25 protein-coding genes are annotated in these 24,263 nt (G+C 30.5%); 19 read left to right on the top strand and 6 right to left on the bottom strand.

Annotation, left to right across the window (positions count from 1 at the left end; genetic code table 11):
- Nucleotide 1 precedes the first annotated feature (1 nt).
- The 4 genes from ACKGJI_RS06385 to hutU form a co-directional block, all read right to left on the bottom strand.
- On the bottom strand, nucleotides 2-1,267 hold the full coding sequence (locus ACKGJI_RS06385; RefSeq protein ID WP_458699455.1) for an O-acetylhomoserine aminocarboxypropyltransferase/cysteine synthase family protein: 1,266 nt from the start codon (nucleotides 1,265-1,267) through the stop codon (nucleotides 2-4).
- A 169-nt stretch (nucleotides 1,268-1,436) separates the two neighbouring features.
- Nucleotides 1,437-2,141, bottom strand: coding sequence for a UTRA domain-containing protein (locus tag ACKGJI_RS06380; RefSeq protein ID WP_458699454.1), 705 nt, complete (start codon nucleotides 2,139-2,141; stop codon nucleotides 1,437-1,439).
- Between the two features lie 27 nt (nucleotides 2,142-2,168).
- Nucleotides 2,169-3,701, bottom strand: a complete 1,533-nt coding sequence (hutH, locus tag ACKGJI_RS06375; RefSeq protein WP_458699453.1) for a histidine ammonia-lyase — start codon at nucleotides 3,699-3,701, stop codon at nucleotides 2,169-2,171.
- Between the two features lies 1 nt (nucleotide 3,702).
- Nucleotides 3,703-5,361 carry a urocanate hydratase gene (gene hutU, locus ACKGJI_RS06370; protein ID WP_458699452.1) on the bottom strand — a complete coding sequence of 553 codons (1,659 nt, stop codon included), beginning with the start codon at nucleotides 5,359-5,361 and terminating at the stop codon, nucleotides 3,703-3,705.
- A 79-nt stretch (nucleotides 5,362-5,440) separates the two neighbouring features.
- Between hutU and hutI the strand changes: the two genes are divergently transcribed.
- On the top strand, nucleotides 5,441-6,649 hold the full coding sequence (gene hutI, locus ACKGJI_RS06365) for an imidazolonepropionase (RefSeq protein WP_458699451.1): 1,209 nt from the start codon (nucleotides 5,441-5,443) through the stop codon (nucleotides 6,647-6,649).
- Complete coding sequence (gene hutG / locus ACKGJI_RS06360) at nucleotides 6,642-7,616, top strand: formimidoylglutamase (RefSeq protein WP_458699450.1); 975 nt, start codon at nucleotides 6,642-6,644, stop codon at nucleotides 7,614-7,616. The genes hutI and hutG overlap by 8 nt, the downstream gene beginning before the upstream one ends.
- A gap of 59 nt (nucleotides 7,617-7,675) precedes the next feature.
- Here hutG and yedF read toward each other — a convergent pair whose 3' ends face one another.
- Nucleotides 7,676-8,266 carry a sulfurtransferase-like selenium metabolism protein YedF gene (gene yedF, locus ACKGJI_RS06355; RefSeq protein WP_458699449.1) on the bottom strand — a complete coding sequence of 197 codons (591 nt, stop codon included), beginning with the start codon at nucleotides 8,264-8,266 and terminating at the stop codon, nucleotides 7,676-7,678.
- A gap of 187 nt (nucleotides 8,267-8,453) precedes the next feature.
- Here yedF and ACKGJI_RS06350 point away from each other — a divergent pair, with 187 nt between their 5' ends.
- The 13 genes from ACKGJI_RS06350 to ACKGJI_RS06290 all read left to right on the top strand — a co-directional run bounded on the left by ACKGJI_RS06350 (nucleotide 8,454) and on the right by ACKGJI_RS06290 (nucleotide 19,470).
- Entirely contained in the window at nucleotides 8,454-8,738 is a 285-nt protein-coding gene (locus ACKGJI_RS06350) for a DUF2018 family protein (protein WP_458699448.1), read from the top strand.
- A complete protein-coding gene (locus tag ACKGJI_RS06345) occupies nucleotides 8,738-9,154 on the top strand; it encodes a hypothetical protein (RefSeq protein WP_458699447.1) in 417 nt (138 codons plus the stop codon). Before ACKGJI_RS06350 ends, ACKGJI_RS06345 begins: the two co-directional genes overlap by 1 nt.
- Nucleotides 9,155-9,190: 36 nt before the next feature.
- Nucleotides 9,191-10,063, top strand: a complete 873-nt coding sequence (locus ACKGJI_RS06340) for a polyprenyl synthetase family protein (protein WP_458699446.1) — start codon at nucleotides 9,191-9,193, stop codon at nucleotides 10,061-10,063.
- Nucleotides 10,063-11,403, top strand: coding sequence for a glutamyl-tRNA reductase (gene hemA / locus ACKGJI_RS06335; protein WP_458699445.1), 1,341 nt, complete (start codon nucleotides 10,063-10,065; stop codon nucleotides 11,401-11,403). Before ACKGJI_RS06340 ends, hemA begins: the two co-directional genes overlap by 1 nt.
- Nucleotides 11,390-13,096, top strand: a complete 1,707-nt coding sequence (locus ACKGJI_RS06330) for a proline--tRNA ligase (protein WP_458699444.1) — start codon at nucleotides 11,390-11,392, stop codon at nucleotides 13,094-13,096. Before hemA ends, ACKGJI_RS06330 begins: the two co-directional genes overlap by 14 nt.
- The gene (locus ACKGJI_RS06325) at nucleotides 13,093-13,524 is read left to right on the top strand and encodes an FxsA family protein (protein WP_458699443.1); all 432 of its coding nucleotides are present in this window, start codon (nucleotides 13,093-13,095) and stop codon (nucleotides 13,522-13,524) included. Before ACKGJI_RS06330 ends, ACKGJI_RS06325 begins: the two co-directional genes overlap by 4 nt.
- Nucleotides 13,478-14,311 (top strand): DsbA family protein, encoded by an 834-nt coding sequence (locus ACKGJI_RS06320; protein ID WP_458699442.1) that lies wholly within the window; start codon nucleotides 13,478-13,480, stop codon nucleotides 14,309-14,311. Before ACKGJI_RS06325 ends, ACKGJI_RS06320 begins: the two co-directional genes overlap by 47 nt.
- A 4-nt stretch (nucleotides 14,312-14,315) precedes the next feature.
- Nucleotides 14,316-15,260 carry a hydroxymethylbilane synthase gene (hemC, locus tag ACKGJI_RS06315; RefSeq protein ID WP_458699441.1) on the top strand — a complete coding sequence of 315 codons (945 nt, stop codon included), beginning with the start codon at nucleotides 14,316-14,318 and terminating at the stop codon, nucleotides 15,258-15,260.
- Between the two features lie 70 nt (nucleotides 15,261-15,330).
- Nucleotides 15,331-15,585 (top strand): prevent-host-death protein, encoded by a 255-nt coding sequence (locus ACKGJI_RS06310; RefSeq protein WP_458699440.1) that lies wholly within the window; start codon nucleotides 15,331-15,333, stop codon nucleotides 15,583-15,585.
- Entirely contained in the window at nucleotides 15,575-15,850 is a 276-nt protein-coding gene (locus ACKGJI_RS06305) for a type II toxin-antitoxin system RelE/ParE family toxin (protein WP_458699439.1), read from the top strand. Before ACKGJI_RS06310 ends, ACKGJI_RS06305 begins: the two co-directional genes overlap by 11 nt.
- Before the next feature lie 11 nt (nucleotides 15,851-15,861).
- On the top strand, nucleotides 15,862-17,670 hold the full coding sequence (locus ACKGJI_RS06300; RefSeq protein ID WP_458699438.1) for a menaquinone biosynthesis decarboxylase: 1,809 nt from the start codon (nucleotides 15,862-15,864) through the stop codon (nucleotides 17,668-17,670).
- A gap of 84 nt (nucleotides 17,671-17,754) precedes the next feature.
- Nucleotides 17,755-18,777: a CNNM domain-containing protein gene (locus ACKGJI_RS06295; protein ID WP_458699437.1), complete on the top strand. Its 1,023-nt coding sequence runs from the start codon at nucleotides 17,755-17,757 to the stop codon at nucleotides 18,775-18,777.
- Nucleotides 18,778-18,858: 81 nt separating this feature from the next.
- Nucleotides 18,859-19,470: a hypothetical protein gene (locus ACKGJI_RS06290; RefSeq protein ID WP_458699436.1), complete on the top strand. Its 612-nt coding sequence runs from the start codon at nucleotides 18,859-18,861 to the stop codon at nucleotides 19,468-19,470.
- On the opposite strand, the gene ACKGJI_RS06285 is transcribed toward ACKGJI_RS06290, so the two are convergent.
- Nucleotides 19,435-19,833, bottom strand: a complete 399-nt coding sequence (locus ACKGJI_RS06285) for a TerB family tellurite resistance protein (protein ID WP_458699435.1) — start codon at nucleotides 19,831-19,833, stop codon at nucleotides 19,435-19,437. The genes ACKGJI_RS06290 and ACKGJI_RS06285 overlap by 36 nt on opposite strands.
- Before the next feature lie 203 nt (nucleotides 19,834-20,036).
- On the opposite strand from ACKGJI_RS06285, the gene ACKGJI_RS06280 reads away from it, so the two are divergent.
- The 4 genes from ACKGJI_RS06280 (at nucleotide 20,037) to ACKGJI_RS06265 (ending at nucleotide 24,254) form a co-directional block, all read left to right on the top strand.
- On the top strand, nucleotides 20,037-20,630 hold the full coding sequence (locus tag ACKGJI_RS06280; RefSeq protein WP_458699434.1) for a TetR/AcrR family transcriptional regulator: 594 nt from the start codon (nucleotides 20,037-20,039) through the stop codon (nucleotides 20,628-20,630).
- A complete protein-coding gene (locus tag ACKGJI_RS06275; RefSeq protein ID WP_458699433.1) occupies nucleotides 20,620-21,516 on the top strand; it encodes an NADH-quinone oxidoreductase subunit B family protein in 897 nt (298 codons plus the stop codon). The genes ACKGJI_RS06280 and ACKGJI_RS06275 overlap by 11 nt, the downstream gene beginning before the upstream one ends.
- Entirely contained in the window at nucleotides 21,503-22,843 is a 1,341-nt protein-coding gene (locus tag ACKGJI_RS06270; protein WP_458699432.1) for a nickel-dependent hydrogenase large subunit, read from the top strand. Before ACKGJI_RS06275 ends, ACKGJI_RS06270 begins: the two co-directional genes overlap by 14 nt.
- Before the next feature lie 253 nt (nucleotides 22,844-23,096).
- Nucleotides 23,097-24,254 carry a hydrogenase small subunit gene (locus tag ACKGJI_RS06265; RefSeq protein WP_458699431.1) on the top strand — a complete coding sequence of 386 codons (1,158 nt, stop codon included), beginning with the start codon at nucleotides 23,097-23,099 and terminating at the stop codon, nucleotides 24,252-24,254.
- Nucleotides 24,255-24,263: the final 9 nt, after the last annotated feature.

Genomic DNA, 24,263 nt, shown 5'->3' with positions numbered 1-24,263 from the left:
CTTAAGCATCCATAGCTTGAGTTAAATCATCTATTAAATCTGCTGGATTTTCAAGCCCTATACTTAATCTAATCAAGCCTTGCTTGATACCAGAAGCCTCAAGTTCATCAGCTGGAACTTGCATATGCGTTGTGCTAGCTGGGTGAGTTATAATAGACTTTGAATCACCAATATTTACTACCACACTAAATATTTTAGTACTATCAAGAATCTTCTTAGCAGTATCAAAATCTTCTACTTCAAAACTCAATAACCCAGAGGTTAATGCATCTTTAAAGTATTTTTTAGCTCTATCATGCTGCTCGTCTCCTTCTAATCCTGGATAAGAAACTTTTTTTACTTTAGGATGAGACTTTAAAAATTTAGCAACTTCAAGTGCATTTAGTGAGTGTTGTTTCATTCTTACATGTAGAGTTTCTAAGCCTTGAATTAATAACCATGAGTTAAATGGAGATGGAGTTGCCCCAATGTCTCTTAGTAAAGACAATCTAGCTCTTAGTGTAAAAAGAGGAAATGGAAGATCAGCATAAACTAAACCATGATAACTCTCATCAGGCTCATTAAATTGTGGATATAATTTATTTCCAATTAGTTTATCATTTAGACCATCTCTTTCAACTATAATCCCTCCAAGTGCAAGTCCTTGTCCAGTTGTATATTTGCTAGTACTGTGAACTACAACATCTACACCATGAGATATTGGTTGAAACAAAATAGGAGTTGCAACTGTATTATCACAAATTGTTACAATGTTATACTTGTTTGCAATTTGAACAATTTTTTCTATATTTGGAATTGCAATTTGAGGATTTGAGAGTGATTCAAAAAATATGGCTTTTGTTTTATTATCAATTAGTTTTTCTAAATCATCAGCACTATCACTGTCAAATGTTTTAGCAGTAATTCCAAATCTCTTTATAGTATGAGTAAGAAGTGTTGTTGAACCTCCATATACCTTTTTAGCTAAGATTATATTATCACCAGCTTCAGCCAAGTTTGCAATAGCAAAGAAGATAGCAGATTGTCCACTTGATGTTGCAAGAGAAGCTTTACCACCTTCAATACTTGCAAAACGGTTTTCTAATATTTCAGTAGTAGGATTATTTAATCTAGTATAAATTGGTCCTAACTCTTTTAATGCAAACAGATTAGCAGCTCGATCAGCTGAACCAAAATCATATGCTGTTGTTTGATATAAAGGAACAGCCATAGTTCCAAAATCTCCTTTTTCATAACCGCTATGAAGTGCTAAAGTCTCTTGTCTCATTTTTTTCCCTTTTTTATTTTACGAGTTTATTTTTCGTTTTGATATTGAAAGTATATGATAAATTGAGTTTAATGTCAAGTAAATTGATAAATATACTTATAAATAAGCATTGGATACTACAAAAACACCTAAATATAGGCTATTTTAAAGTTTACTATTTTAGTAAGAATTAGTTAGAGCTAAAGGTTGAACTTAATTTGTATCTACTACTAGGATAATATAATTTAGAATATGTAGCAACTCTTCCTTCAGAAGTTACAATCCTAGAAATTCTAAGGCAAGGTTCATTTTTAGAAATTTCTAAATATTTTTGAATCTCTTCATTTGGCATTACTGCTTCTATTATGTTTTCAACTTTTTGGACTGGGCAGTTTTCTTGTAAGTACTCAGCAGGAGTAACATTTTCAAATGTTTGATTTATATACTCTGGAGCTGAAGTAGGTCTAATATATCTTTCATCAAATCTAACAGGTACTCCATTTTCATAATGAATCATTGAAGAGGTATATACCTCTTGGTCAATTACTACATGTAGAGCTTTTGCTACATTTTCATTGGCTTTTGTAGTTACAAGCCTAATGAGTTTATTGCTGTATTGATTTCCTCTTTCATTTATTTCTAAGGCAATATTTTTTAAATCCAACACTGAAGTATGAGGAACTTTTGTTTTTACAAAAGAGCCACTTCTTGGATATCTTTCAATGATATCTTCATTAGCTAAATCTCTTAATGCCTTATTTACTGTTTGTCTACTTGTATTAAAAAGTTTAGCTAATTCCATCTCAGTTGGAATTTTATCGCCATCTTGATAAACCTTTTGCCTGATTTTATTTTTTATAAAATCTTTTATCTCTTCAAATAAAGGTCTTTTCATGGTAATAAAACTCCTTTTAATTTTATTTTAAAAACTAGGTATTAAATTTTTATCTAAAAATTTATTAAACTTACCTGAACGAATGATGCTTATGGCTTTTTCCATATCATCTGTGAAGTATCTATCCTCTTTGTAGTATTCTACCTCATCTCTTAACATTTTTTTAGCTTCTTCAATAAGATCTGTTGATTTATTAGGTTTTCTAAAATCCATACCCTGAGCAGCTGCTAAAAGTTCAATCCCTAATATACTAGAAGTATTTTCAGCCATATCTTTAAGTCTTCTTCCTGCATATGTAGCCATGGAAACATGGTCTTCTTGATTTGCTGAAGTAGGTAGTGAATCAACGCTACTTGGATGAGCTAGAGATTTATTTTCACTTGCGAGTGCTGCACTAGTTACTTGAGCTATCATAAAACCTGAATTTATACCACCATTTTCAACTAAAAAAGCAGGCAATTGACTTAAATGTTTATCAACCAATAGAGCCATTCTTCTCTCACTCAAAGCTCCAATTTCACTAATTGCTAAAGCCAAATTATCGCTCGCAAAAGCAATTGGTTCAGCATGAAAATTACCACCACTAATGACATCTTCTTCATCAACAAATATCAAAGGATTATCTGTAACTCCGTTTGCTTCAGTTAAAAGAGTTTTGGCTGAATTTCTTATCTGGTTTAAACAAGCCCCCATTACTTGAGGTTGACATCTGATAGAATATGGATCTTGAACTCTATCGCAATATTTATGAGATAAAGCAATTTCACTTTCATCTTTAAGCATATCTCTATACATTTTAGCAGTATCAATTTGAGCTTTATGTCCTCGTATTTCATGTACTCTTTTATCAAAAGGAGCTCTACTGCCTAAAACAGCTTCTGTTGTCATTGAGCCAACTACAATTGCACTTGCAAATAAATCCTCAGCTAAAAAAAGTCCTTCTAAACCAAAAGCAGTTGATAGTTGAGTTCCATTTAATAGAGCCAAACCTTCTTTTGCTTTTAATTCTAACTCATTTAGTCCAGCTATTTGTAAGCCTTCACTAGCTTTTAGAATTTTACCTTTGTATCTTACATACCCCTTTCCTAGAAGAATTGCACTCATATGAGCAAGAGGAGCTAAATCACCACTAGCTCCAACTGAGCCTTTTTTAGGGACGCATGGATAAACTTGGGCATTAATGAGTTTTATCAATGCTTCGATTACTTCTAATCTGATTCCAGAATAGCCTAGACTTAGTGAATTTATTTTAAGAATCATCATTAATCTAACAGTGCTATCATCAATATATTCTCCAACGCCTGCTGAGTGAGAGAGAACGATTCTTCTTTGAAGGTCTTCTAAGTCATCTTTTTTTATTTTAGTATTAGCAAGTAAGCCAAACCCGGTGTTTACACCATAAACAGTCTTTTCTTCATCTACTATCTTTAAAATTGTTTCTTGAGCCTTTTGTATTTTCTCTTTTGCACTTTCATCCAAAGTTACAAAAGTTGGCTCTTTACTTACTTTTCTTAAATCCTGAAGTGTTAATTTACCAGGAATTATGTGTAATTTATTCATTTTAATCCTTCATCATTGGAAGATCTAAATTTAATTCTTTTGCTTTTTTCTTAGCTATTTCATATCCAGCATCTACATGTCTCATGACTCCAGTAGCTGGGTCATTACTTAAAACTCTTTGTAATCTTATCTTAGCTTCATCTGTTCCATCAGCTACTATAACTACTCCAGCATGTTGAGAAAATCCCATACCAACACCACCTCCATGATGTAAGCTAACCCAAGTTGCACCACTTGCTGTATTTAAAAGAGCATTTAAAAAAGCCCAGTCTGAAACAACATCGCTTCCATCTTTCATTCCTTCAGTCTCTCTGTTTGGAGATGCAACAGAGCCACTATCTAAATGATCACGACCAATTACAATTGGAGCTTTTAGTTCTCCATTTTTTACCATCTCGTTAAATGCTATACCAGCTTTTTCTCTCTCTCCAGCACCAATCCAACATATTCTAGCTGGAAGTCCTTGAAAATGAATTTTTTCTTTTGCTGAGTCTAGCCAATTGTGTAAATGTTTATTTTCAGGGAATAACTCTTTCATTTTAGCATCAGTTTTGTAAATATCTTCTGGATCACCACTAAGTGCAGCCCATCTAAATGGTCCAACACCTTCACAAAATAAATCTCTTATATAAAGAGGTACAAAACCTTTAAAATCAAAAGCATTTTTAACTCCTTCTTCAAAAGCCATTTGCCTTATGTTGTTACCATAATCAAATGTAGGAATTCCAAGCTTATGAAAACCAAGCATTGCTTCAACTTGTATTGCCATAGATTTTTTTGCCTCTTTTACTACAAGTTCTGGATTGCTTTTTCTTAATTCTTTTGCTTTTTCTAAACTCCAGCCTATTGGTAAATATCCATTTAAAGGATCATGCGCACTAGTTTGGTCAGTTACAGCATCAGGGTGAAAATCACCTTTAAGAATTTCACTATAAATTTCAGCCGCATTGCCTAGTAGTCCAACTGAAATAGCTTTTTTATTTTTAGTAGCATCTTTTATGAGATTTAGAGCTTCATCTAAACTATAAGCTTTATAATCACAATAACCAGTTTTAATTCTCATATCGATTCTACTCTCATCACACTCAACTGCAAGCATAGAAGCTCCTGCAATTGTAGCAGCTAGTGGTTGAGCTCCACCCATACCACCAAGTCCACCAGTTAGTATCCACTTTCCACTTAAATCCCCTGCAAAATGTTTTTTAGCCATAGATACAAATGTTTCATATGTTCCTTGAACTATTCCTTGGCTACCTATATATATCCAACTTCCAGCTGTCATTTGGCCATACATCATGAGCCCTTTTTTATCTAGTTCATTAAATGTATCCCAATTTGCCCAGTGTGGAACGATGTTTGAATTTGCTATGAGTACTCTTGGGGCATTTTCATGAGTTTTAAAAACACCAACAGGTTTTCCAGATTGTACTAGCATAGTTTCATCTGCTTCAAGCCTTTTTAGAGTTTCTACAATCTTATCGTAGCACTCCCAATTTCTAGCTGCTTTTCCTATGCCACCATATACAACTAAATCTTCAGGCCTTTCTGCAACTTCTGGATCAAGATTATTCATAAGCATTCTAAGTGGTGCTTCAGTTAGCCATAATTTGGCGTTTAGATTTGTACCAGTTGGAGCTTTTATAACTCTTTTTTCACCCATTTTCTATCCTTTTTTATTTTTTTATGATAAAATTATATATACAATTAAATTAATTGTCAATACAATTAAAAGGTAAAGCATGAATTTTGATAAAGCTTGGATAAATGCAAAAATAATACAGTTAGATAAAAACGGACATTTTATTCAAAAAAACAACTCTTTTATAGCTACTAAAGATAAAAAGATAGCGTATATTGGCAAAATGAAAGATTTTGATAGTTCTACATGTAAAGATATAATAGATGTAAAAAACAAGCTTGTAACTACTTCTTTGATAGATTGTCATACACATTTAGTATATGGTGGAAACCGTTTAGATGAATTTGAAAGAAGACTAAATGGCGAGACATATGCTAGCATTGCTAAAAGTGGAGGAGGGATAATAGCTAGTATTAAAGCAACTAGGCAAGAAAGTATAGAAAAGATATATGAAAATTCAGCAAAAAGACTCAAAGCTCTTATAAAAGAAGGAGTAAGTGTAGTTGAGATAAAAACTGGATATGGGCTTGATTTGCAAAGTGAATTAAAAATGATAAAAATCATGCAAATGCTTGAGAGTAATTTCCCCGTAAAGATAGTTAAAACATTTTTAGGAGCTCATGCAGTTCCTCCTGAGTTTAAAGATAGAGCCGATGATTACATAGACTATCTTTGTAAAGAGATGATGCCTAAAGTTGCTCTACATGTAGATGCTATTGATATATATACAGAGCATTTAGCATTTAATCTTGAGCAAACAAAAAAAGTATTTACTAAAGCTAAAGAATTAAACTTGGATATAAAGATTCATGCCGAACAATTTAGTAATATGGGAGCTACTAAACTAGCCTCCAAATTTAAAGCTTTAAGTAGTGATCATTTAGAATACATTGATAAAGAAAGCATAAAAGAGATGGCAAAAAATGGTGTAGTTGCTGTTTTGCTTCCAGGAGCGTATTATTTTTTAAGAGAAACAAAGATGCCTCCAATTAAGCTTTTTAGAAAGCATAATGTAAAAATGGCAGTTGCAACAGATTTAAATCCTGGAACATCTCCTTTATGTTCTCTTCAACTTATGATGAATATGTCAAGTGTTCTTTTTGGATTGAGAGTTGAAGAAGTTTTTAAAGCAGTAACAATAAATGCTGCCATTGCACTTGGAATTGAAAAAACAAAAGGAAGCTTAGAAGAGGGTAAGGATGCTGATTTTGTAGTTTGGGATATAGAACATCCAAGAGATTTGATTTGCTCATATAGGCCTAATAATGTAATCTTTAGTGTATATAATGGAGAATTAGTACATGTATAAAAAGCCAATTAAAGATTTATGGAGTGGAAGAGTTGATAAAAATGATGGAGACTTAGGTCTTAGATTTCATCAAAAAATTAAATTTTTAGATTTTCCTTATAATAGTGCTAAAAAAGGCATTTGTATTTTAGGGTTTAGCTGTGATGAAGGCATAAATCTAAATTTAGGAAGAGTTGGTGCAAAAGAGGGGCCAGATGAGTTAAAAAAGGCACTTGGAAGCTTAGCTTGGCATTTTGATGATTTAAATTTATATGATTGTGGAAATGTAGTTTACAAGGATGACCTTTTAACATCTCAAAAAGAATTGGCTTTACATGTAGAATATATTTTAAAAAATTCTCATTTTCCAATAATCATTGGAGGAGGGCATGAAGTAGCACTTGGTAGTTTTTTGGGTATGTTTAATGCACTTGAAAATAAAGAAGATATTGCTATTATTAATTTTGATGCTCACTTTGATTTAAGGGAAGCAAAAAGCTCGACTAGTGGCACTCCTTTTAATCAAATTGCGCTTACATGTAAAAATCAAAATATTGATTTTAATTATATGGTACTTGGTATTAGTAAAGCATCAAATACTAAAGCACTTTTTAAAAGGGCAAATGATTTACATGTAAGATATATTTTAGATAAAGAAATTAACTATTTAAATCTAATAGATACAATTGAAAAAATAGATACTTTTTTAGAAGGTAAAAGGTACATTTACATAAGTATTGATTGTGATGTATTTTGTTCAAATCAAGTTCCATCAGTAAGTGCAATGGCATCAAGAGGGATTGAATTTGGATTGGTTTTAGATATATTAAATCATCTATTTAGTAAATATAGTGATAAAATTAAACTGCTAGATATTGCTGAATTTTCACCAAAATATGATATAAATGATTTAGGTAAAAAGCATATTAGTAGATTAGTTTTTGATTTAGTGGAACTTTTTCATCATAACGTTATTTGTAGAAAATAAAGTAAAATTATACAAAATATTTTATGTAAAATAATATGTAGATACTAATATTTAGGGGTTTATATTGTTGAAGTTTTTTGATGGATCATGATTTCAACAAGTTCATACATTGAAACTTTTCTTCCAATTATATTCTTTTTGTGAAGGTCTAACTCTTTTAATGAAGTAAGGCTTACTAATATGTTAACTCCTTTTTCTTCAAGTTTTTTTAATGTTTTAATTGTTGCACTTTCTTCGTCAAGACAAGTTAGTTTCACACCTTGATTTAAAAACACTATTTTTGAAGGGATTACTTTTTGAGCTAGTATAGAATCTAAAAACTCTTGCATTAAAGTGTCACCTTGAAGGCCTTTTCCAATACAGTCATGAGTTATAATAAAAGCACAATTTTCAATCTCTTTTTGCTTTGAAAAATGAGAGTCAATGTCACAGCTAAAATTTTTAGCAATTGTTATAAATACTCCAGCACTTTTTTCTTCGCGTCTAACAAAAAAACCTTTTGATTGAGCATAAGTTAAGATGTTGTCTTCAGACATTTCACAATTTACTATGATAGTAATTGATGCATCTTCTGGTAACTCATCTATCGTATTTTTAGCTAGTATTACAGGTTTTGGAACTGGCATATCTCTAAAGTCTAGTGTCTTCATATGTTACTCCCATCTTAAGTATTAGTCTTATTTATTCATTTTAAGATAAAATTAATTAAAAATCAATCAATTTTGATTACTTTAGAGTTTATTTTTAATATAAGGAAATTTTTACTCATTTTAAAGATACTCTTTTTAAGATTGTGTTATAATCCATACTTTTAAATAGATAAGTATAAGGATAGAGATGTTATATGAAGATGAAGATGATTTTTTTGTAGGAAGTCCCAGAAGTAAATTTTTCGATATATTATTCCATGCAAATAAAAATTTAGTTGAAGATGCTTTAGAAAAGCACGTTGAAAGACATGTAGCAATGGAAATGCTTTTAGAAAAACTTGCACAAGAACATGGACTTAATCTAGAAGCGGAACTGAGTGTTTTACAAGCTGAAAATCAAGATGCAGTTCATAATGCAAAAATTGATTTTTTTATATCAACTGTAGGAGATATTCTTACACAGAATGAATAATGAAAGCCTTTGTTCTTGTTTATTTGATGTTTGCACTTAACCTGCAAGCATGGGATTTTTCATATAGATATAGCCTAAAAAAAGATGAAATAGCACATGTTGTCGTTGGAACTTCAGAATCAAAAGGACAAAAGAGCTTTGATCTTTTTTTTAGATGGACTTTAAATGTAAAAGATAGAGTTACTGTACTTTTGAATTTTAAAGGGCATCCATATCAATATATTTTATATAAAAAACGCTCTTTAGATAGAGTTAAAATTAATCTTTTAAATGATGGAATTGATAGATTTGCTGATAAAACTTATTTGTATTTGGTTTTATCTGACATAAATCAAGAGAAAAAAGTAGTAGATTTTGATATATTTATAAGTGACAAAAACAAAAGAATACTAGTAAAATTTGAAAAAGTAAAATAGAGGCAGGAAAATTTGTTAGACAAAGTTGAATTACATATGAGAAGTTACATTGAATCTATTGGAGATTCTAAAAGTTTAGAGCTTTTTGATAAAGTTCCTAAAGGCAAAAGATTAAGAGCCAAATTGATACTCAAGATTGCAAATCAAAGTGACGAAGCTATAAAGCTTGCAAGTATAGTAGAGCTAATTCATGCAGCAAGTTTACTCCATGATGATGTTATCGATGAAGCTGATACTAGAAGAGGTGTTCTTTCTATAAATCATCAATTTGGAAATTTAACTGCAATCATGCTTGGAGATATACTTTACTCTAAAGGTTTTGAGATGTTAACTCATCTGCCAATTGAGGTTGCAAGAGTGGTCTCAAGTGCGGTTACGAAGCTTTCAGTTGGTGAGCTTTTAGATGTAGAACTTGCAAAAAAGTTTAATGATGATTTAGAAATTTACTTTGATATGATCTATAAAAAAACAGCTTCACTTATCGAAGCATGTGCAATAAGTGGTGCAATTTTGAGTGGAAGAGATATTGAAAAGTATGCTACTTATGGTAGAAATTTAGGCATTGCTTTTCAAGTAATTGATGATGTTTTAGATATAACTAGTTCTAGCGAAATTTTAGGCAAACCTGCACTTAATGATTTTAAAGAAGGAAAAACAACTCTTCCTTATATCTACATGTATCAACAACTAAATGAAAAAGATAAGATAAAATTACAATCTTTGTTTGCAAAAGAGTTAAGCAAAGAAGAGAGTGAATGGATACTTAATAAAATGAATGAAACAAATGCAATAAAAGAATCTATAAAGTATGCAAAAAAATTAGGTATTGAAGCACTTGAGTCTATAAAAGATGAGAATTTACCAGAATTAGAGAAAATTATAAATGACATGATTGAAAGAGAATTTTAATGCATTATTTAACCATAAGCTTTACACATAAAAACACTGATATTTCAGTAAGGGAAAAACTATCTTTTGCAAATGAGGAAAAAAGATTAAATTTTTTAGAAACTCTTAGTAAATGTAACTCGATAAATGAAACAATTATTTTATCTACATGTAACAGGGTTGAAATCATTGCAAGTGTTAGTGAAGTTGATCCTTCTATTGAATATATATTTGAAAAATTAGCTCATATTTCAAATATCTCTAAAGATGAATTAGAAGGAAGAGCAGATATTTACGAAGACAATGGAGCAATCCATCATCTATTTTCAGTAGCTTCCTCGCTTGATAGCTTAGTTATTGGTGAAACACAAATCGTAGGTCAGTTAAAAGATGCATTTAGATTTTCAGTTGATCATGGCTACTGCTCTCAAAAATTAAGTAGAGCAATGCATCATACTTTTAAGTGTGCTGCAGAAGTTAGAGCTAGTACAGAAATTTCAAGAAATCCAATCTCAGTTTCAAGTGTTGCTGTTTCAAAAGCAGAAGATTTACTAGGCTCGATCAGTGGGTATACGGCTGTTTTAGTTGGTGCTGGCGAGATGAGTGTTTTAGCCGCAAAACATCTCATAACTCATGGTGCAAAAGTAATCATAGTTAACAGAAGTCTAGAGAAAGCAAAAGAAATTGCTGATGATTTAGGTGATATGATTAGTGTTGCTCCTTTTTCTGATTTAAAAGAGCTTATTAACCGTCACAACTTGATTTTTAGTGCAACTGGTGCTCCTCATACTGTAATCACAAAAGACATGGTTGAAGTAAGAGAATTTGAGAGATACTTTTTTGATATTGCAGTACCTAGAGATATTGAAGACTTTAGTATGGATGGAGTTAGTATTTATGCAGTTGATGATTTAGAAGAGATTGTTGCCAAAAACTTAGCTCTAAGAGAAGAACAAGCTAGAGTTGCCTACTCAATCGTGGGGAAATCTACAAATGAATTTTTTAAATGGCTTCAAACTTTAAGTATTGATCCAATTATAAAAGAATTAAGAGGAAAAGCAAAAGAGTGTTCACAAAAAGAGATAAAACGTTCAGTTAAAAAAGGATACATTCCAAAAGAGTATGAAGAGACTGTTGAAAAAATTCTTCATTGTGCTTTTAATGCTTTTTTGCATACTCCTACAAAAAAATTAAAACAATTAGCAGAAAAACCTGAAGCTGATACTATAGTACAATCAATTCAAGAAATTTTTGAAATGGATGAAGAAAGTATTAAAAAGTTAAATACGTATAGATGCGAATATTATATGGATATTGAAAATAAAAATAAAAAAAATGAGGAAAACGATGAGATTCAGTAGACTTTTTGCCCCAACAACTAAAGAAGCACCAAAAGATGCAACGCTTCCAAGTCATAAGTTTTTAATAAGAGCTGGATTTATACAGCAGTGTGGAAGTGGACTTTATAATTTCTTGCCACTTGGTAAAATGGTTCTTGATAAGATTAGAGATGTTGTAAAAGAAGAGATGGATAATGCAGGAGCAAATGAAGTTCAAATGGGAGTTGTAACTCCAGCAGAACTTTGGAAACAAAGTGGAAGATTTGATGTTTTTGGGAATGAACTTTTAAGATTTAAAGATAGAAAGCAAAATGATTTTGTTTTAGGGCCCACTCATGAAGAAGTAGTAGTTGATATGGTCAGAAATAGAATCACAAGTTACAAACAACTTCCTTTGCATCTATATCAAATTACAACAAAATTTAGAGATGAAGCAAGACCTAGATATGGGCTTTTAAGAGGTCGTGAATTTATCATGAAAGATGGTTATAGTTTTCATGCAGATGAAGAATCAATGAAAGCTGAATTTGATTTGATGGAGAAAACTTATAGAAAAATTTTTACTAGACTTGGACTAAACTTTAGAGCTGTTGAGGCTGATAGTGGAGCTATTGGCGGAAGTGGAAGTAAAGAGTTTATGGTTTTAGCTGATAATGGTGAAGATGATATTGTCATTTGTAAAAATTGCGAATACGCAGCAAACATAGAAGCTGCAAAAAGACAAAAAAGAACAAGTACAACAGATGCTCCTGAAGCAGATGCGGCAAAATTTCATACACCAAATACAAATACAATTGATGCAGTTGCAGACTTTTTTAAAGTAGATGAGTTTTATACTATCAAAGCAGTAATTAAAAAGGCAATTTATAAGGATAAAAAAGAGGTTGTTGTTTTCTTCGTAAGAGGAAATGATAATCTTCAAGAAACAAAAGCTCAAAATGCCTGTGGTGCACTTGAATTAGTTGATGCTAGTGAAGATGAGATAAAAGAAGCAGGATTAGTTGCAGGTTTTTGCGGACCAATTGGATTGCCTGAAAATGTAGAATTTTTTATAGACAATGAATTAAAAGAAGAGAAAAACCTAATTTGTGGTGCAAATGAAGTTGATTATCACAATGTAGGTGTTGGTATGTTCAACTTTAAAGAGTCAAGATATAAAGATTTGGTTGAAGTAAAAGCTGGAGACAAGTGTAGTTGTTGTGGTGGTGAACTAGAAATAACAAAAGGAATTGAAGTTGGACATATATTTCAACTTGGTGATAAATATGCCTCCGCAATGCAAGCTACATTTTTAGATGAAAATGGAAAATCAAAACCTTTTTATATGGGATGTTATGGAATTGGAGTTAGTAGATTAGTAGCTGTTATGATTGAAGCTAGTCATGATGAAAAAGGTTGTATTTGGAATCTCCAAACTACTCCATTTGATTTAGAAATCATTGTATCAAACATAAAAAATCAAGATGAGCTTGAATTTGCCCAAAATATTTATGAATCGTTAAAAAAAGAGGGATATAATGTCTTGCTAGATGATAGAAAAGATAGATTTGGTCCAAAAATGAAAGATTTTGAGCTTATGGGCTTTCCATATGCTATTATTGTTGGAAAAAATCTAAAAGATGGATTAGTAGAGTTGGTTGATAGAAAAACTCTTGTTAAAACATCTTTACATGTAGATGAAATTGAACATAAGATAAAGGAACTATTAGATTGATATATTTTTTAATTTACATTGCATTAGAGGTTTTTGTAAGTGTCAATATCTCTTCTGCTATTGGGGCATTTGCTACATTTTTAGAGATTATTTTTTCAGCTTTAGTTGGATTTGTAATACTTGCAAATTTTAGAAATACACTCTCAGAGAGTATGATGGCGCTACAAAAAAGAACTATATCAATGTCAGAGTTTCAAAAACTTAATGCTTTTACATTATTAGGAGCATTTTTACTAATAATTCCAGGTTTTTTTACAGATATACTAGGAATCCTTTTACAGTTTGGATTTTTTGCAACACTTTTTGCTAGAAAAATTCTACATGTAAAAGACAATATTGACATAGAAGATATACATAACATAAATCAAAGAAAGGATGATGATGAAATCATTGATGTTGAAGTTATTGATTATAACTCTAAGTATTAGTTTTTTAAGTGCGAACAGTACCGAAGATAAAATACTAAGGTTTTTGAAAAAAACTATTGCTCCAACTAAGAGTTACAAGATCAAAGATTTTAGACTTGATGGAAGTAGAGATGTCGAGTTTATGAAAGGGTGGAAAGTATATTTTGTAAAGATTGATTTAGAGATTTTAGGTAAAAATAAAAATATAACAATTTCTGATAAAATTTTTACAAATGGTAAAGTTATTTCTAGAGATTTAATTGATATAAATAATGGAAGAAGTATAAAAACTCAATTTGTTATGGACTTCGATCCAAAATACTATAATGATAAAAACATAATCTATGGTACTAAAGATGCTCCAAACAAACTAGTTGTATTTAGTGATCCTCTTTGTCCATTTTGTATGGGATTTATGCCTGAAATTATAAAGTTTGTAAAATCTCATCCAAAAGATTTTGTTCTTTATTATTATCATTTTCCATTAAATATTCATCCAAATTCAAAAACACTCATAAAAGCTAGTTTGGCTGCTAAGAAATTGGGAATTAAAGATGTAGATTTGAAGGTTTATGAAGAAGCATTTGATATTGAAGGTGGTAAAAATGATCAAAAAACACTTGATGCTTTTAATAAAGTTATGGGAACTAAGTTTACTTTAGAGGATATAAATAAACCAGAATTTATAAAAAGTATCGAAGAAGATATGAAGATAGTAAATGCACTTGGTCTTATGGGTACACCAAGACTTTTTGTTAATGAAAAGTTTGATAAAACAAGAAATGAATATAAAAAATTGGTAAAGTAGTATAATGGATAAATTAATCATTGCAACAAGACAGAGTAAATTAGCACTTTGGCAGGCTTATCATGTAAAAGAGCTTTTAGAAGATGCTCATCCAAATTTAACGGTTGAGATAAATTCTATGACTTCAAGAGGTGATCAAATTCTTGATACTCCTTTGGCTAAAATTGGAGGAAAAGGACTTTTTACAAAAGAGTTAGAAACTTCAATGTTAAAAGGTGAATCTCATATAGCTGTTCATAGTTTAAAAGATGTGCCTATGGAGTTTCCAGAAGGTTTAAAACTTGCAGTTATTACTAAAAGGCATGACCCAAGAGATGCACTTTTGAGTCAAAAATACGCTTCTATAGAAGAATTACCTCAAAATGCAGTTGTTGGAACAACTAGTCTTAGAAGAAGAATGCAGATTTTAAAAATAAGACCAGATTTAACTATAAAAAACCTTAGAGGAAATGTAAATACAAGAATAAAAAAGCTAAAAGATGGAGAGTATGATGCTATTATATTAGCAAGTTCAGGCATAAAAAGACTTGGACTTCAAGAAGAGATAAAATACTTCACTCCGATAGATGAAAAGCTTATGATTCCTGCTATGGGACAAGCTGCACTTGGTATAGAAATCGTTGATAACCCTGAAGTGGAAAAGATTGTTTCAGTTTTAGCTGATGAAACAGCTATGATTGAAACTACAATAGAAAGAGAATTTGTAAAGGTACTAGAAGGTGGTTGTCAAGTTCCAATTGGAATCAATGCAAAAGTAGATGGTAATGATGTACATGTAAGAGCACTTCTAGGACTTCCTGATGGCTCTGAAGTTATATCTGAAGAATTTACATGTAATAAAAATGAATACAAAACAAGAGGTGAAGAGTTAGCTAGAAAATTTATTAAAAATGGTGCAAAAGAGCTTCTAGCAAGAGCTGAACATATTGCACTTAATGAAGTTTTTTAAAGTAAATAAAAAAGATTAATTTCTATTTTTATGCTATAATACTTTAAAAAGTACTTTTAAGGATACTATTATGACTATAACTGCAAATGAAGTTAAAAAAAACGGAGTATCTATATTTAATAAAATGTTAGATAAATTTGATGAGCTAATTATTAATGTAAGAGGTAAAGATAGGTTTGTTGTTATTGATATAGAAAGATATAAAGAGTTTAGAGCTAATGAACTTGATATTGCTTATATTAAAGCTATGAAAGACATTGAAAAGGGAAAGTTTAAAATTCAAAGTTCAGATGAGCATATAAAAGAGTTGGTAGATGCTCTATAAAATCATCAGGACTGATGAGTATTTTAGAAAATTAAAAAAGTTTATTAAAAAACATCCTGATGTTTTAGATAGATATATAAAAGCTATAAAACTTCTTGAAGTGGATCCTTATCATCCATCTTTAAGATTACATAAATTACAGGGACAACTAAAAGAGTATCAAAGTATATCTATAGCTATAAAGTATAGAGTTGTTATTGATTTTGTAATAAAAGAAAATGAGATAATTCTCCTTGATATTGGAACGCATGATGAAGTGTATTAAATGAGGAAAGTATGGAAGAAATAATAAAAGAATTAAATGAACATGGGTTGCTAAGAGTAATAGAAGAAGAAGTTGATATTGACCTTGAAATTCCTCATATTGCTTATGTTGAAGTAAAGCAAAAAGATTCAAAAGCTCTTTTATTTAAAAATCCAGTTTCAAAAAGGCTAAATAAAAAGTTTAATATGCCAGTTTTGATGAATGTTTTTGGCTCTTATGAAGCAACTGAATTGATTTTTGGAAAACATCCGGAAGATGTTTCTAGTGAAATTGAAGAGTTATTACATATGAAACCACCAAGTGGTTTTATGGATAAACTTGATATGTTAGGAAGACTTTTTAGTCTTAAAAATGTATTCCCAAAAAGATTAAACAAAAAAGGTATTTGCCAAAAAAATATACAAGAATCTGTAAACTTATATGATTTGCCAATCTTAAAAACTTGGAGTGAAGATGGCGGACCATTTATCACAATGGGGCATGTTTATACTCAAAGTTTAGATGGTAATAAACAAAATGTAGGTATGTATAGATTGCAAGTTTATGATAGAAATAGACTTGGAATGCATTGGCAAATACATAAAGATGGAGCACATTTTTTTCATGAATACAAGGAAGCAGGTAAGAAAATGCCTGTTAGTATTGCAATTGGTGGTGATCCTCTTTATATTTGGTGTGGTCAAGCACCAATGCCAAATGGTATGTTTGAAATGCTTCTTTATGGACTAATTAGAGAAGAGAGTGTAAAACTTGTTAAATCTCTTACTAATCCAATTTATGTTCCAAATGATGCAGATATTGTAATAGAGGGTTGGGTTGATCCAACTTGTATGGAGATAGAAGGTCCATTTGGCGATCATACAGGGTATTATACTTTAAAAGAAGAGTATCCTGTTATGGATGTAACTTGTATAAGTACTAAAGATAATCCAATCTACCAAGCAACAGTAGTTGGTAAACCTCCATTGGAAGATAAATATATGGGATGGGCAACTGAGAGGATATTTTTACCACTTTTAAAAACAACAGCTCCAGAGCTTATTGATTATAATATGCCAGAAAATGGTGTATTTCATAATCTAATAATTGCTAAAATGAAAACAATGTATCCAGCTCACGCAAAGCAGTTTATGCATGCTTTTTGGGGAGTAGGGCAAATGAGTTTTGTTAAGCATGCTTTTTTTGTAGGTGATGATGCTCCTGATTTAAAGAATTATGATGAACTTAGTGATTATATACTAGATAGAGTTAGTGTGGATAATATTTTGATAAGTGAGGGAGTTTGTGATGCACTAGACCATGCTAGCCCAAATGCATGTTTTGGTGGAAAACTAGGAGTTGATTGTACTGAAGATAATGTTAACTTTCCTAAGAAAAATATATTGTGTAATGACGAACTTTATGCTAAAATTACGAGTTTAGTTGAAGAAGTAAAAAGTATCAAGCAGTACAAAACTCATACCAAGACTCCAATAGTAGTTATAGGTATTGAGAAAAAAAGAGCTGTAAGAGAACTTTATGAAAAACTAAAAAAACTAAAAGAACATATGAAACTTTTAGTATTTGTAGATATTGATTGTAATGATCTTGATAACCCTTATATGTTGATTTGGAGGATTGTAAATAACATTGATGCAAAAAGGGATATCTTTTTAGAAAAAGAATTCATAGGAATTGATGCTACAAATAAAAATGAGATTGATGGCTACACAAGAGAGTGGCCAAAAGATACTGATTGTGATCCAAAAGTTATTGAGAGTTTAATCTCTCGTGGATTGATAAAAAATGATAAGGAGTTATTAAAAAAATATCATGTCTGATTCTTCGTCGAAACAGCGGTACTGTTTGATTAAGTTCTTTCTGCCGCGTAACAAAAGTGAGATAAATAATAAAGGTTGGCATTTATGAGTATGCTTATTATTTATCTAAGTCTAACTATTGGTGTTTCATTTTTATGTTCTATTTCAGAAGCTGCTATATTATCTCTTAATATGTCACATATTAAAGTTATAAAAAAAGAAAATGAGAAAGTTGGGAAACTTCTAGAAAAGCTTAAAAAGGACATGGATGTTTCTATTGCCTCAATATTAATCTTTAATACAGTTGCAAATACTCTAGGAGCTGCTGGAATCGGTGCTGAAGCTGCTAAAATATTTGGCATGGAATGGGTATTTTATGTCTCAGTAGGATTGACTTTAGCGATATTGTTTTTTTCTGAAATTATTCCAAAAACAATTGGTGCAGTTTATTTTAAGCAATTAGCCCCTTTTGTAGCTTATTTGATTAGATTTTTTATCTTTTTAAGTTATCCAATTATAGTTTTAACAATATTTGTAACTAAAAAAATTTCTAGAAACTCTGAACAGCATTTAATCACTCGTGAAGAACTTCTTGAAACTACACTTTTAGTTGAAGACAGTGGTGAAATTGGAGAAAAAGAGAGTGATTTTATTGAAAATGTTTTAAGACTAAATAAAACAAAAGTTGCAAACATATTAACACCTAGAAGTGTTGTTTATGCAATTGAAAAAGGTATGAAGATTTCAGATGTTTTAAAAACAGAAGGTATTGAAAGATTTTCTAGAATTCCAGTTTATGAAGGAAGTATTGATAATATCGTAGGAGTTGTTTTAAGTAAACAAATTTTTAAGCATGCAATACAAAATAAAGATGGAATTGTAGATGATTTGATGTTGCCAATATTTTCTATAAATGAAAATATACCAGTATCTTACGCTCTAGATTTGTTCATAAAAAGAAAAGAACATATGTTTTTAGTAACAGATAAATATGAACAAACAGAAGGTATAGTAACATTAGAAGATTGTATTGAAACCCTTTTAGGACTAGAAATCATGGATGAACTTGATGTTACAGAAGATATGCAAGAACTTGCAAAAAATAAAATGAAAAGAAAAAAAAGATAGTAATTCATTATATAATTAATTAAATATAATGTAATCCATATATTTATGCTATAATACTCCAAAATAAATTTGGAGTATTATATGCGCTTCTCCTATAAAAAATTAGTTGAAAGATTTGAAATCCCAAGACCAACTTTAATAGATTGGCAAAAAAGAGTTAAAAAAGAAAAAAATAATTGGCGTGTAAAACATCTAGCTTATTTAAAAGAACAATTGATTATTGAAGATGAAATATTAAGAGAATTACAGCGTAAACCTATCTTAGTAGAAGATATTTTTTTATTGAGTGTGTTTTTATTTTTTAACAAAGATATTGATTATATGCAAAGGGATAATTTAAAAAAAGAATTAAAAAAATTTGCTTATGAAAATCGCTCTAGTGTTGAATACAGACATGATTTTGCAAAAAGAATTTGGTCTTATGACCAAGACAAAAATTTAAAAACTGCAAATTATTACAAAGTGATTGATTTGCTTGATTCTTTAAATATATCACAGTATGTATTTTTAGTAAGAATGATAAAAAATTTTATATACAAGATTGATAATAAACTAAAGCCATCTTATACAAACTTGTTAGATGGCTTAACTTGGCAAGAATTGCATATGTATGATAAAGCATTTTCCAATGATGCTATAAAAAAATACTTTAAAGATTTAAATATCAACAATCAACAAAGCTTGTTCTCTTAGTGCTGATACTGCCTTCCCCCATGATGAAGCGTATTTTACACTAAGGTCGCTTATGTCAAATTTTTTAGAAATGATTTGTATGAGTTCTTGTTCATATTGGTTGTATTTATCATCAACATGAACGAGTATCATTAGTTCTAAAAGTAGAATTCTTTGTCCTTTCTTGTTTTGAAATTTATTTAAACACTCTTCTAGTGAAAATTCATTTTTATCATAGATTATGTCATCAATTCCCATTTCTATGCAATACTCTTCAATCATCTTTTTTTCTCTATTTCCGTAATCTCCATCCGCTTTTGCTAAATGATGAGCTAATTGTAAAAAAGCAAATTTTTCTATTGGTTTTAATTGCATTAGTAGCATATAAGTTTTCCTTTTATTGTAATAATTTAGAAAGTATATTATATAATGATAAAATTAATAAAAAAGTAACAAAATGTATAAAATGAGAAAAAGTAAATAATTTATTACCTGATTTTACATTTATATAAGAAAAGTTATATATAATTATGATAAAATGCACTAAAATAAGTAATTTTATAAAGCTTATAAAAAAGGAATTGCTAATGGATAAAAGAACTAGAAAAATTGAACAAATTTTAGAAACCTCTTTATTACTTTTTTCCAAAAAAGGATTTTATAGCACGACAATTCCAGATATTGCAAAAGAAATGAATATGAGTGTTGGAAACTTATATAATTATTTTTCTTCAAAAGAAGAATTAGCAAGAGAAGTAATTAAATATTCATCAAATATTGTTGGAATGAGAATAAAAGAAATAAATGAGATGAATTGTAGTGTAAGAGATAAAATATATAAAATTGTAGAAGCATATTTTGATATAGCAACTAACAAACCACAGTACTTAGATTATTTTTTAAGAGTTTATCTAGCAAATAAAGAGATTTTCAAAGATGGTTGTGAAGGTATGCTTTGTGTTGCAAGCTTTGTAACAGAGATGATGATATTCTTTGAAGAAGGTGTTAGAAAAGGAGAGCTTAGAGATCAAGATTTTTTCTCAGCCTTTGGACTTTTTATGGGGTATTTAGGTGGCTTTGTTTTTTTAAATGGTGAGGGTATTTTAGACAAAGATATCAATAATTACATAGATGATATATCTTATAACATATACAAAGCTTTAAAGATTGATGAAAAGTAATCAAAAATCTACTCTAGTTTGGCTACAAGGTCTTACGTGTAATGGTAATTCTCAGTCATTTTTTAACTATGAGAGTTTTGAAGTTTTTAAAAAATCTATCAAGATTCTTCATCACCCACAAATTAGAACACCATATGAGATGAATGAAATCATAGAAAGCAATATGCAAATTGATTTTTTAGTGGTAGAGGGAGCATTTACTAAGAACGATAAGTATATAGATAGATTTGGATACTCTTTTTCTTATTTGGTTGATGAACTTTCAAAAAGAGCAAAACACATAATATGTGCAGGAAGCTGTTCCAGCTTTGGTGGTATATTTAGATTTCAAAATGAAAAAGAGATTTTTGGTGCATTGTATAGTGGAAAAGAAAAGGGTGGATATTGGAAAAAAAATGAAAAAGTTGTAAATATTCCAGGATGCCCTATGCATCCTAGGTGGTTTGTAGATACTATTTATAAACTTCACAGAAAAGATAAACTTTTACTTGATGAGTATAAAAGACCAAAAGATGTATATGCATTTTTGGTACACCATGGTTGTTTGAGAAATGAGTATTTTGAATGGAAAGTAGATTGTAAAGATTATGGACAAAAAGAGGGGTGTCTTTTTTATGAACATGGTTGTCAAGGACCTATGACACATGCAAGTTGCAATAAGATACTTTGGAATTCAGTCAGCTCAAAAACAAGAGTTGGTTCGCCATGTTTAGGATGTACCGAATTTGATTTTCCTAAAAAGAGACTTTATGAAACAAAAACTCATATGTCACTTCCTCCAGCACCATATGGTATAAGTAAAAGGGCATATTACTCACTGGCTGGTGTTGCTAAGGGTTTTAAGATAGATAGATTGGAAAAGAGACTGATAGATGAAGATAACTAAAGAATTTTTACAAAGAGTAGAGGGAGAAGCAACATTAGAATTACAATGGGAAGATGATGCTATATCATACGCAAAAATAAAATTTTTAACTTTCAGAGGCATAGAAAAAATTTTAGAAAAAAGACCTTTTTTAGATGCACTTGCTATTACTCCTAGAGTATGTGGTATTTGTAATACTTCTCATACAATTGCTGCTATTAATGCGATTGAAGATGCTTATAAATCTGTAGGTATTAAAGTTGATTTAACACAAAAAGCAAAATATATTAGAGAATTTGCGTTAAATTGCGAAAAAATACAAAACCATATAAAGTGGCTATATTTTACTATCCTTCCTCAAATATTTGATTTATCAAAAGAAAAATCAGAAAACATAAGAGCTTTTGAAGGAAGTGAGTGGATAAAGGCACAAAAAGCTAGCAATACAATTCTTAAAGCAATGGCTATTTTTACAGGACAATGGCCACATGGATCATTTTGTATGCCTGGAGGTGTAACTTGTGATCCAATTGATGGTGATAAGTATGAAGCAATGAGATATCTTGATGAAGTATATAGTTTTTGCGAGGAAGAAATCTTTGGAACTACTATTGATGAATTTTTATCATATGATTCATCAATGCAAATAATGACAAATAATGGTAAATTAAAATATATAGTTGAAAAAATGATGGAAAACAATTTACAATGCATTGGTAAAAGTTATGATCAATTTATATCTTTAGGTGAAAATACCAATCAAATAGATGCAAAAAAATCTATTGCAACTAGAGTTTTAAATGTAAATTTAAATTTAATAAGTGAAAGTTTAGACAATACCTTTTTTATTGAAAATGGATATACATACTCAAAAAGTGCTATGTATAAAAAGAGCTACTATGAGTCAGGTCCAATTGCTAGAATGATGATTGGCAAAGATAAACTTATAAAAGATTTTCATCGAAAGTTTAAAGATTCATCTTTAACAAGAATAGCTTCAAGAGTTGCAGAGATTGCGCATCTTTTAAAAAGATCAAACTATATTCTAAATCATATAAACCTTTTGGAAGCATCTTGTAATACACCTTTGGTTAACCTTAATCATATAAATGCAAAAGGTATAGGAAGATGTGAAGCTGCTAGAGGATCACTTTTGCATGAAGTAGTTATAAAAAAAGGCTTAATTAGTAGCTATGACATCATAACTCCAACAGTTTGGAATTTAGGAAATGGTTCAAGAAAAGAGCCTGCGATTGCCCAAAAAGCTATTATTGGACTAGATTCACCTAGCATGGCTGATTTTGTTTTCAAAACTTTTGATGTTTGTGCAGTATGTACAACACAGTAGACTTTTTTAAAATATCACTTAAATGTAATTAATTATACCTAAAAATTAATTTAAATTTAATTTAATACTTAATTTATCCTATTACTTTGTTTCTTTTTTACACATTTTAGTTTACTTTTTTATAAAAAACCGTTTTTTTATTTACTTATTATTGCAATTTTTGCTTTAATACTAAATGAATAATCATTTAATAAATGAATAGTCATTTATTGAATGTCTTATTGATGAGAGAAAAACCACATAGGAGAAACTTATGGAACAAGCTGAACTGTACCAAAAGATTTCCTCAAGACTTGGAGAACTCAAAAAGTTCGCTCCAATGCACGAGGATAAGTCAATAGCACAGTTGATGGAAGAAAAAGGTATCAGCCGTCGTGATTTTATGAAATGGGCTGCTGGGATGACTGCAATGCTTTCTTTGCCTTCATCATTTACACCACTCATGGCAGAAGCGGCAGAGTTGACTGACCGTTTACCAGTTGTATGGTTGCATATGGCAGAGTGTACTGGTTGTAGTGAAAGTTTACTTAGAACTGATGCACCAGGAATTGATAGTTTGATATTTGATTATATTTCATTAGAATATCATGAAACAATTATGGCAGCAGCTGGTTGGCAAGCAGAGCATAATTTAGAACATGCTATAGAGAAATATAAGGGTAAATATATTTTAATGGTTGAAGGTGGTATTCCTACTAAAGATAATGGAATGTATCTTAAAATTGGACCAAATGCAAATACAGGGCTAAGTAATGCTGTTAAAGCTGCAGATAATGCTGCTGCAATTTTTGCTATTGGTACATGTTCAAGTTTTGGTGGTGTACAAGCTGCATATCCAAACCCAACTGAGGCTAAAGGACTTCATGAAGTAACTAATAAACCTGTTATCAATGTTCCTGGTTGTCCTCCAAGTGAAAAAAATATAGTTGGAAATGTTCTTCACTATATACTATTTGGAACTTTACCAGCACTTGATGCATATAATAGACCAAAATGGGCATATGGTCTTAGAATTCACGATCTTTGTGAAAGACGTGGTCATTTTGACGCTGGTGAATTTGTTCAAGAATTTGGAGATGATGGTGCAAAAAAAGGGTACTGTCTATATAAAGTAGGTTGTAAAGGTCCATATACATTTAACAATTGTAGTAGAGAAAGATTTAATCAACATACATCTTGGCCAGTTCAAGCAGGTCATGGATGTATTGGTTGTAGTGAACCAGATTTTTGGGATGCTATGGGACCATTTGAAGAGCCACTTGGCGATAGACTATATCAAACAGTTTATGGAGAGGGTGCAGATAAGACTGCTGATAAGGTAGGAGTTGCGCTTCTTGGAGCAACAGCAGTAGGTATCGCAGCACATGCAGCAATAGCAGCCGTAAAAGGCGCTCCAAAATCTGATGACTAAGCTGAGAAG

This window comes from Sulfurospirillum sp. 1307 (assembly GCF_054408545.1).
This window is presented reverse-complemented; position numbering and strand designations above follow the sequence as displayed.

What these genes read in the sequence shown, in the direction of transcription:
- ACKGJI_RS06295 (WP_458699437.1), top strand. Translation starts at nt 17,755, where the DNA reads ATGAGTATGCTTATTATTTATCTAAGTCTAACTATTGGTGTTTCATTT.
- ACKGJI_RS06275 (WP_458699433.1), top strand. Translation starts at nt 20,620, where the DNA reads ATGAAAAGTAATCAAAAATCTACTCTAGTTTGGCTACAAGGTCTTACG.
- ACKGJI_RS06310 (WP_458699440.1), top strand. Translation starts at nt 15,331, where the DNA reads ATGACTATAACTGCAAATGAAGTTAAAAAAAACGGAGTATCTATATTT.
- ACKGJI_RS06265 (WP_458699431.1), top strand. Translation starts at nt 23,097, where the DNA reads ATGGAACAAGCTGAACTGTACCAAAAGATTTCCTCAAGACTTGGAGAA.
- hutU (WP_458699452.1), bottom strand. Translation starts at nt 5,361, where the DNA reads ATGGGTGAAAAAAGAGTTATAAAAGCTCCAACTGGTACAAATCTAAAC.
- hutI (WP_458699451.1), top strand. Translation starts at nt 5,441, where the DNA reads ATGAATTTTGATAAAGCTTGGATAAATGCAAAAATAATACAGTTAGAT.
- hemA (WP_458699445.1), top strand. Translation starts at nt 10,063, where the DNA reads ATGCATTATTTAACCATAAGCTTTACACATAAAAACACTGATATTTCA.
- ACKGJI_RS06290 (WP_458699436.1), top strand. Translation starts at nt 18,859, where the DNA reads ATGCGCTTCTCCTATAAAAAATTAGTTGAAAGATTTGAAATCCCAAGA.
- yedF (WP_458699449.1), bottom strand. Translation starts at nt 8,266, where the DNA reads ATGAAGACACTAGACTTTAGAGATATGCCAGTTCCAAAACCTGTAATA.
- hutG (WP_458699450.1), top strand. Translation starts at nt 6,642, where the DNA reads ATGTATAAAAAGCCAATTAAAGATTTATGGAGTGGAAGAGTTGATAAA.
- ACKGJI_RS06270 (WP_458699432.1), top strand. Translation starts at nt 21,503, where the DNA reads ATGAAGATAACTAAAGAATTTTTACAAAGAGTAGAGGGAGAAGCAACA.
- ACKGJI_RS06280 (WP_458699434.1), top strand. Translation starts at nt 20,037, where the DNA reads ATGGATAAAAGAACTAGAAAAATTGAACAAATTTTAGAAACCTCTTTA.
- ACKGJI_RS06330 (WP_458699444.1), top strand. Translation starts at nt 11,390, where the DNA reads ATGAGATTCAGTAGACTTTTTGCCCCAACAACTAAAGAAGCACCAAAA.
- ACKGJI_RS06320 (WP_458699442.1), top strand. Translation starts at nt 13,478, where the DNA reads ATGAAATCATTGATGTTGAAGTTATTGATTATAACTCTAAGTATTAGT.
- ACKGJI_RS06305 (WP_458699439.1), top strand. Translation starts at nt 15,575, where the DNA reads ATGCTCTATAAAATCATCAGGACTGATGAGTATTTTAGAAAATTAAAA.
- hemC (WP_458699441.1), top strand. Translation starts at nt 14,316, where the DNA reads ATGGATAAATTAATCATTGCAACAAGACAGAGTAAATTAGCACTTTGG.
- hutH (WP_458699453.1), bottom strand. Translation starts at nt 3,701, where the DNA reads ATGAATAAATTACACATAATTCCTGGTAAATTAACACTTCAGGATTTA.
- ACKGJI_RS06345 (WP_458699447.1), top strand. Translation starts at nt 8,738, where the DNA reads ATGAAAGCCTTTGTTCTTGTTTATTTGATGTTTGCACTTAACCTGCAA.
- ACKGJI_RS06350 (WP_458699448.1), top strand. Translation starts at nt 8,454, where the DNA reads ATGTTATATGAAGATGAAGATGATTTTTTTGTAGGAAGTCCCAGAAGT.
- ACKGJI_RS06380 (WP_458699454.1), bottom strand. Translation starts at nt 2,141, where the DNA reads ATGAAAAGACCTTTATTTGAAGAGATAAAAGATTTTATAAAAAATAAA.
- ACKGJI_RS06340 (WP_458699446.1), top strand. Translation starts at nt 9,191, where the DNA reads ATGAGAAGTTACATTGAATCTATTGGAGATTCTAAAAGTTTAGAGCTT.
- ACKGJI_RS06385 (WP_458699455.1), bottom strand. Translation starts at nt 1,267, where the DNA reads ATGAGACAAGAGACTTTAGCACTTCATAGCGGTTATGAAAAAGGAGAT.
- ACKGJI_RS06300 (WP_458699438.1), top strand. Translation starts at nt 15,862, where the DNA reads ATGGAAGAAATAATAAAAGAATTAAATGAACATGGGTTGCTAAGAGTA.
- ACKGJI_RS06285 (WP_458699435.1), bottom strand. Translation starts at nt 19,833, where the DNA reads ATGCTACTAATGCAATTAAAACCAATAGAAAAATTTGCTTTTTTACAA.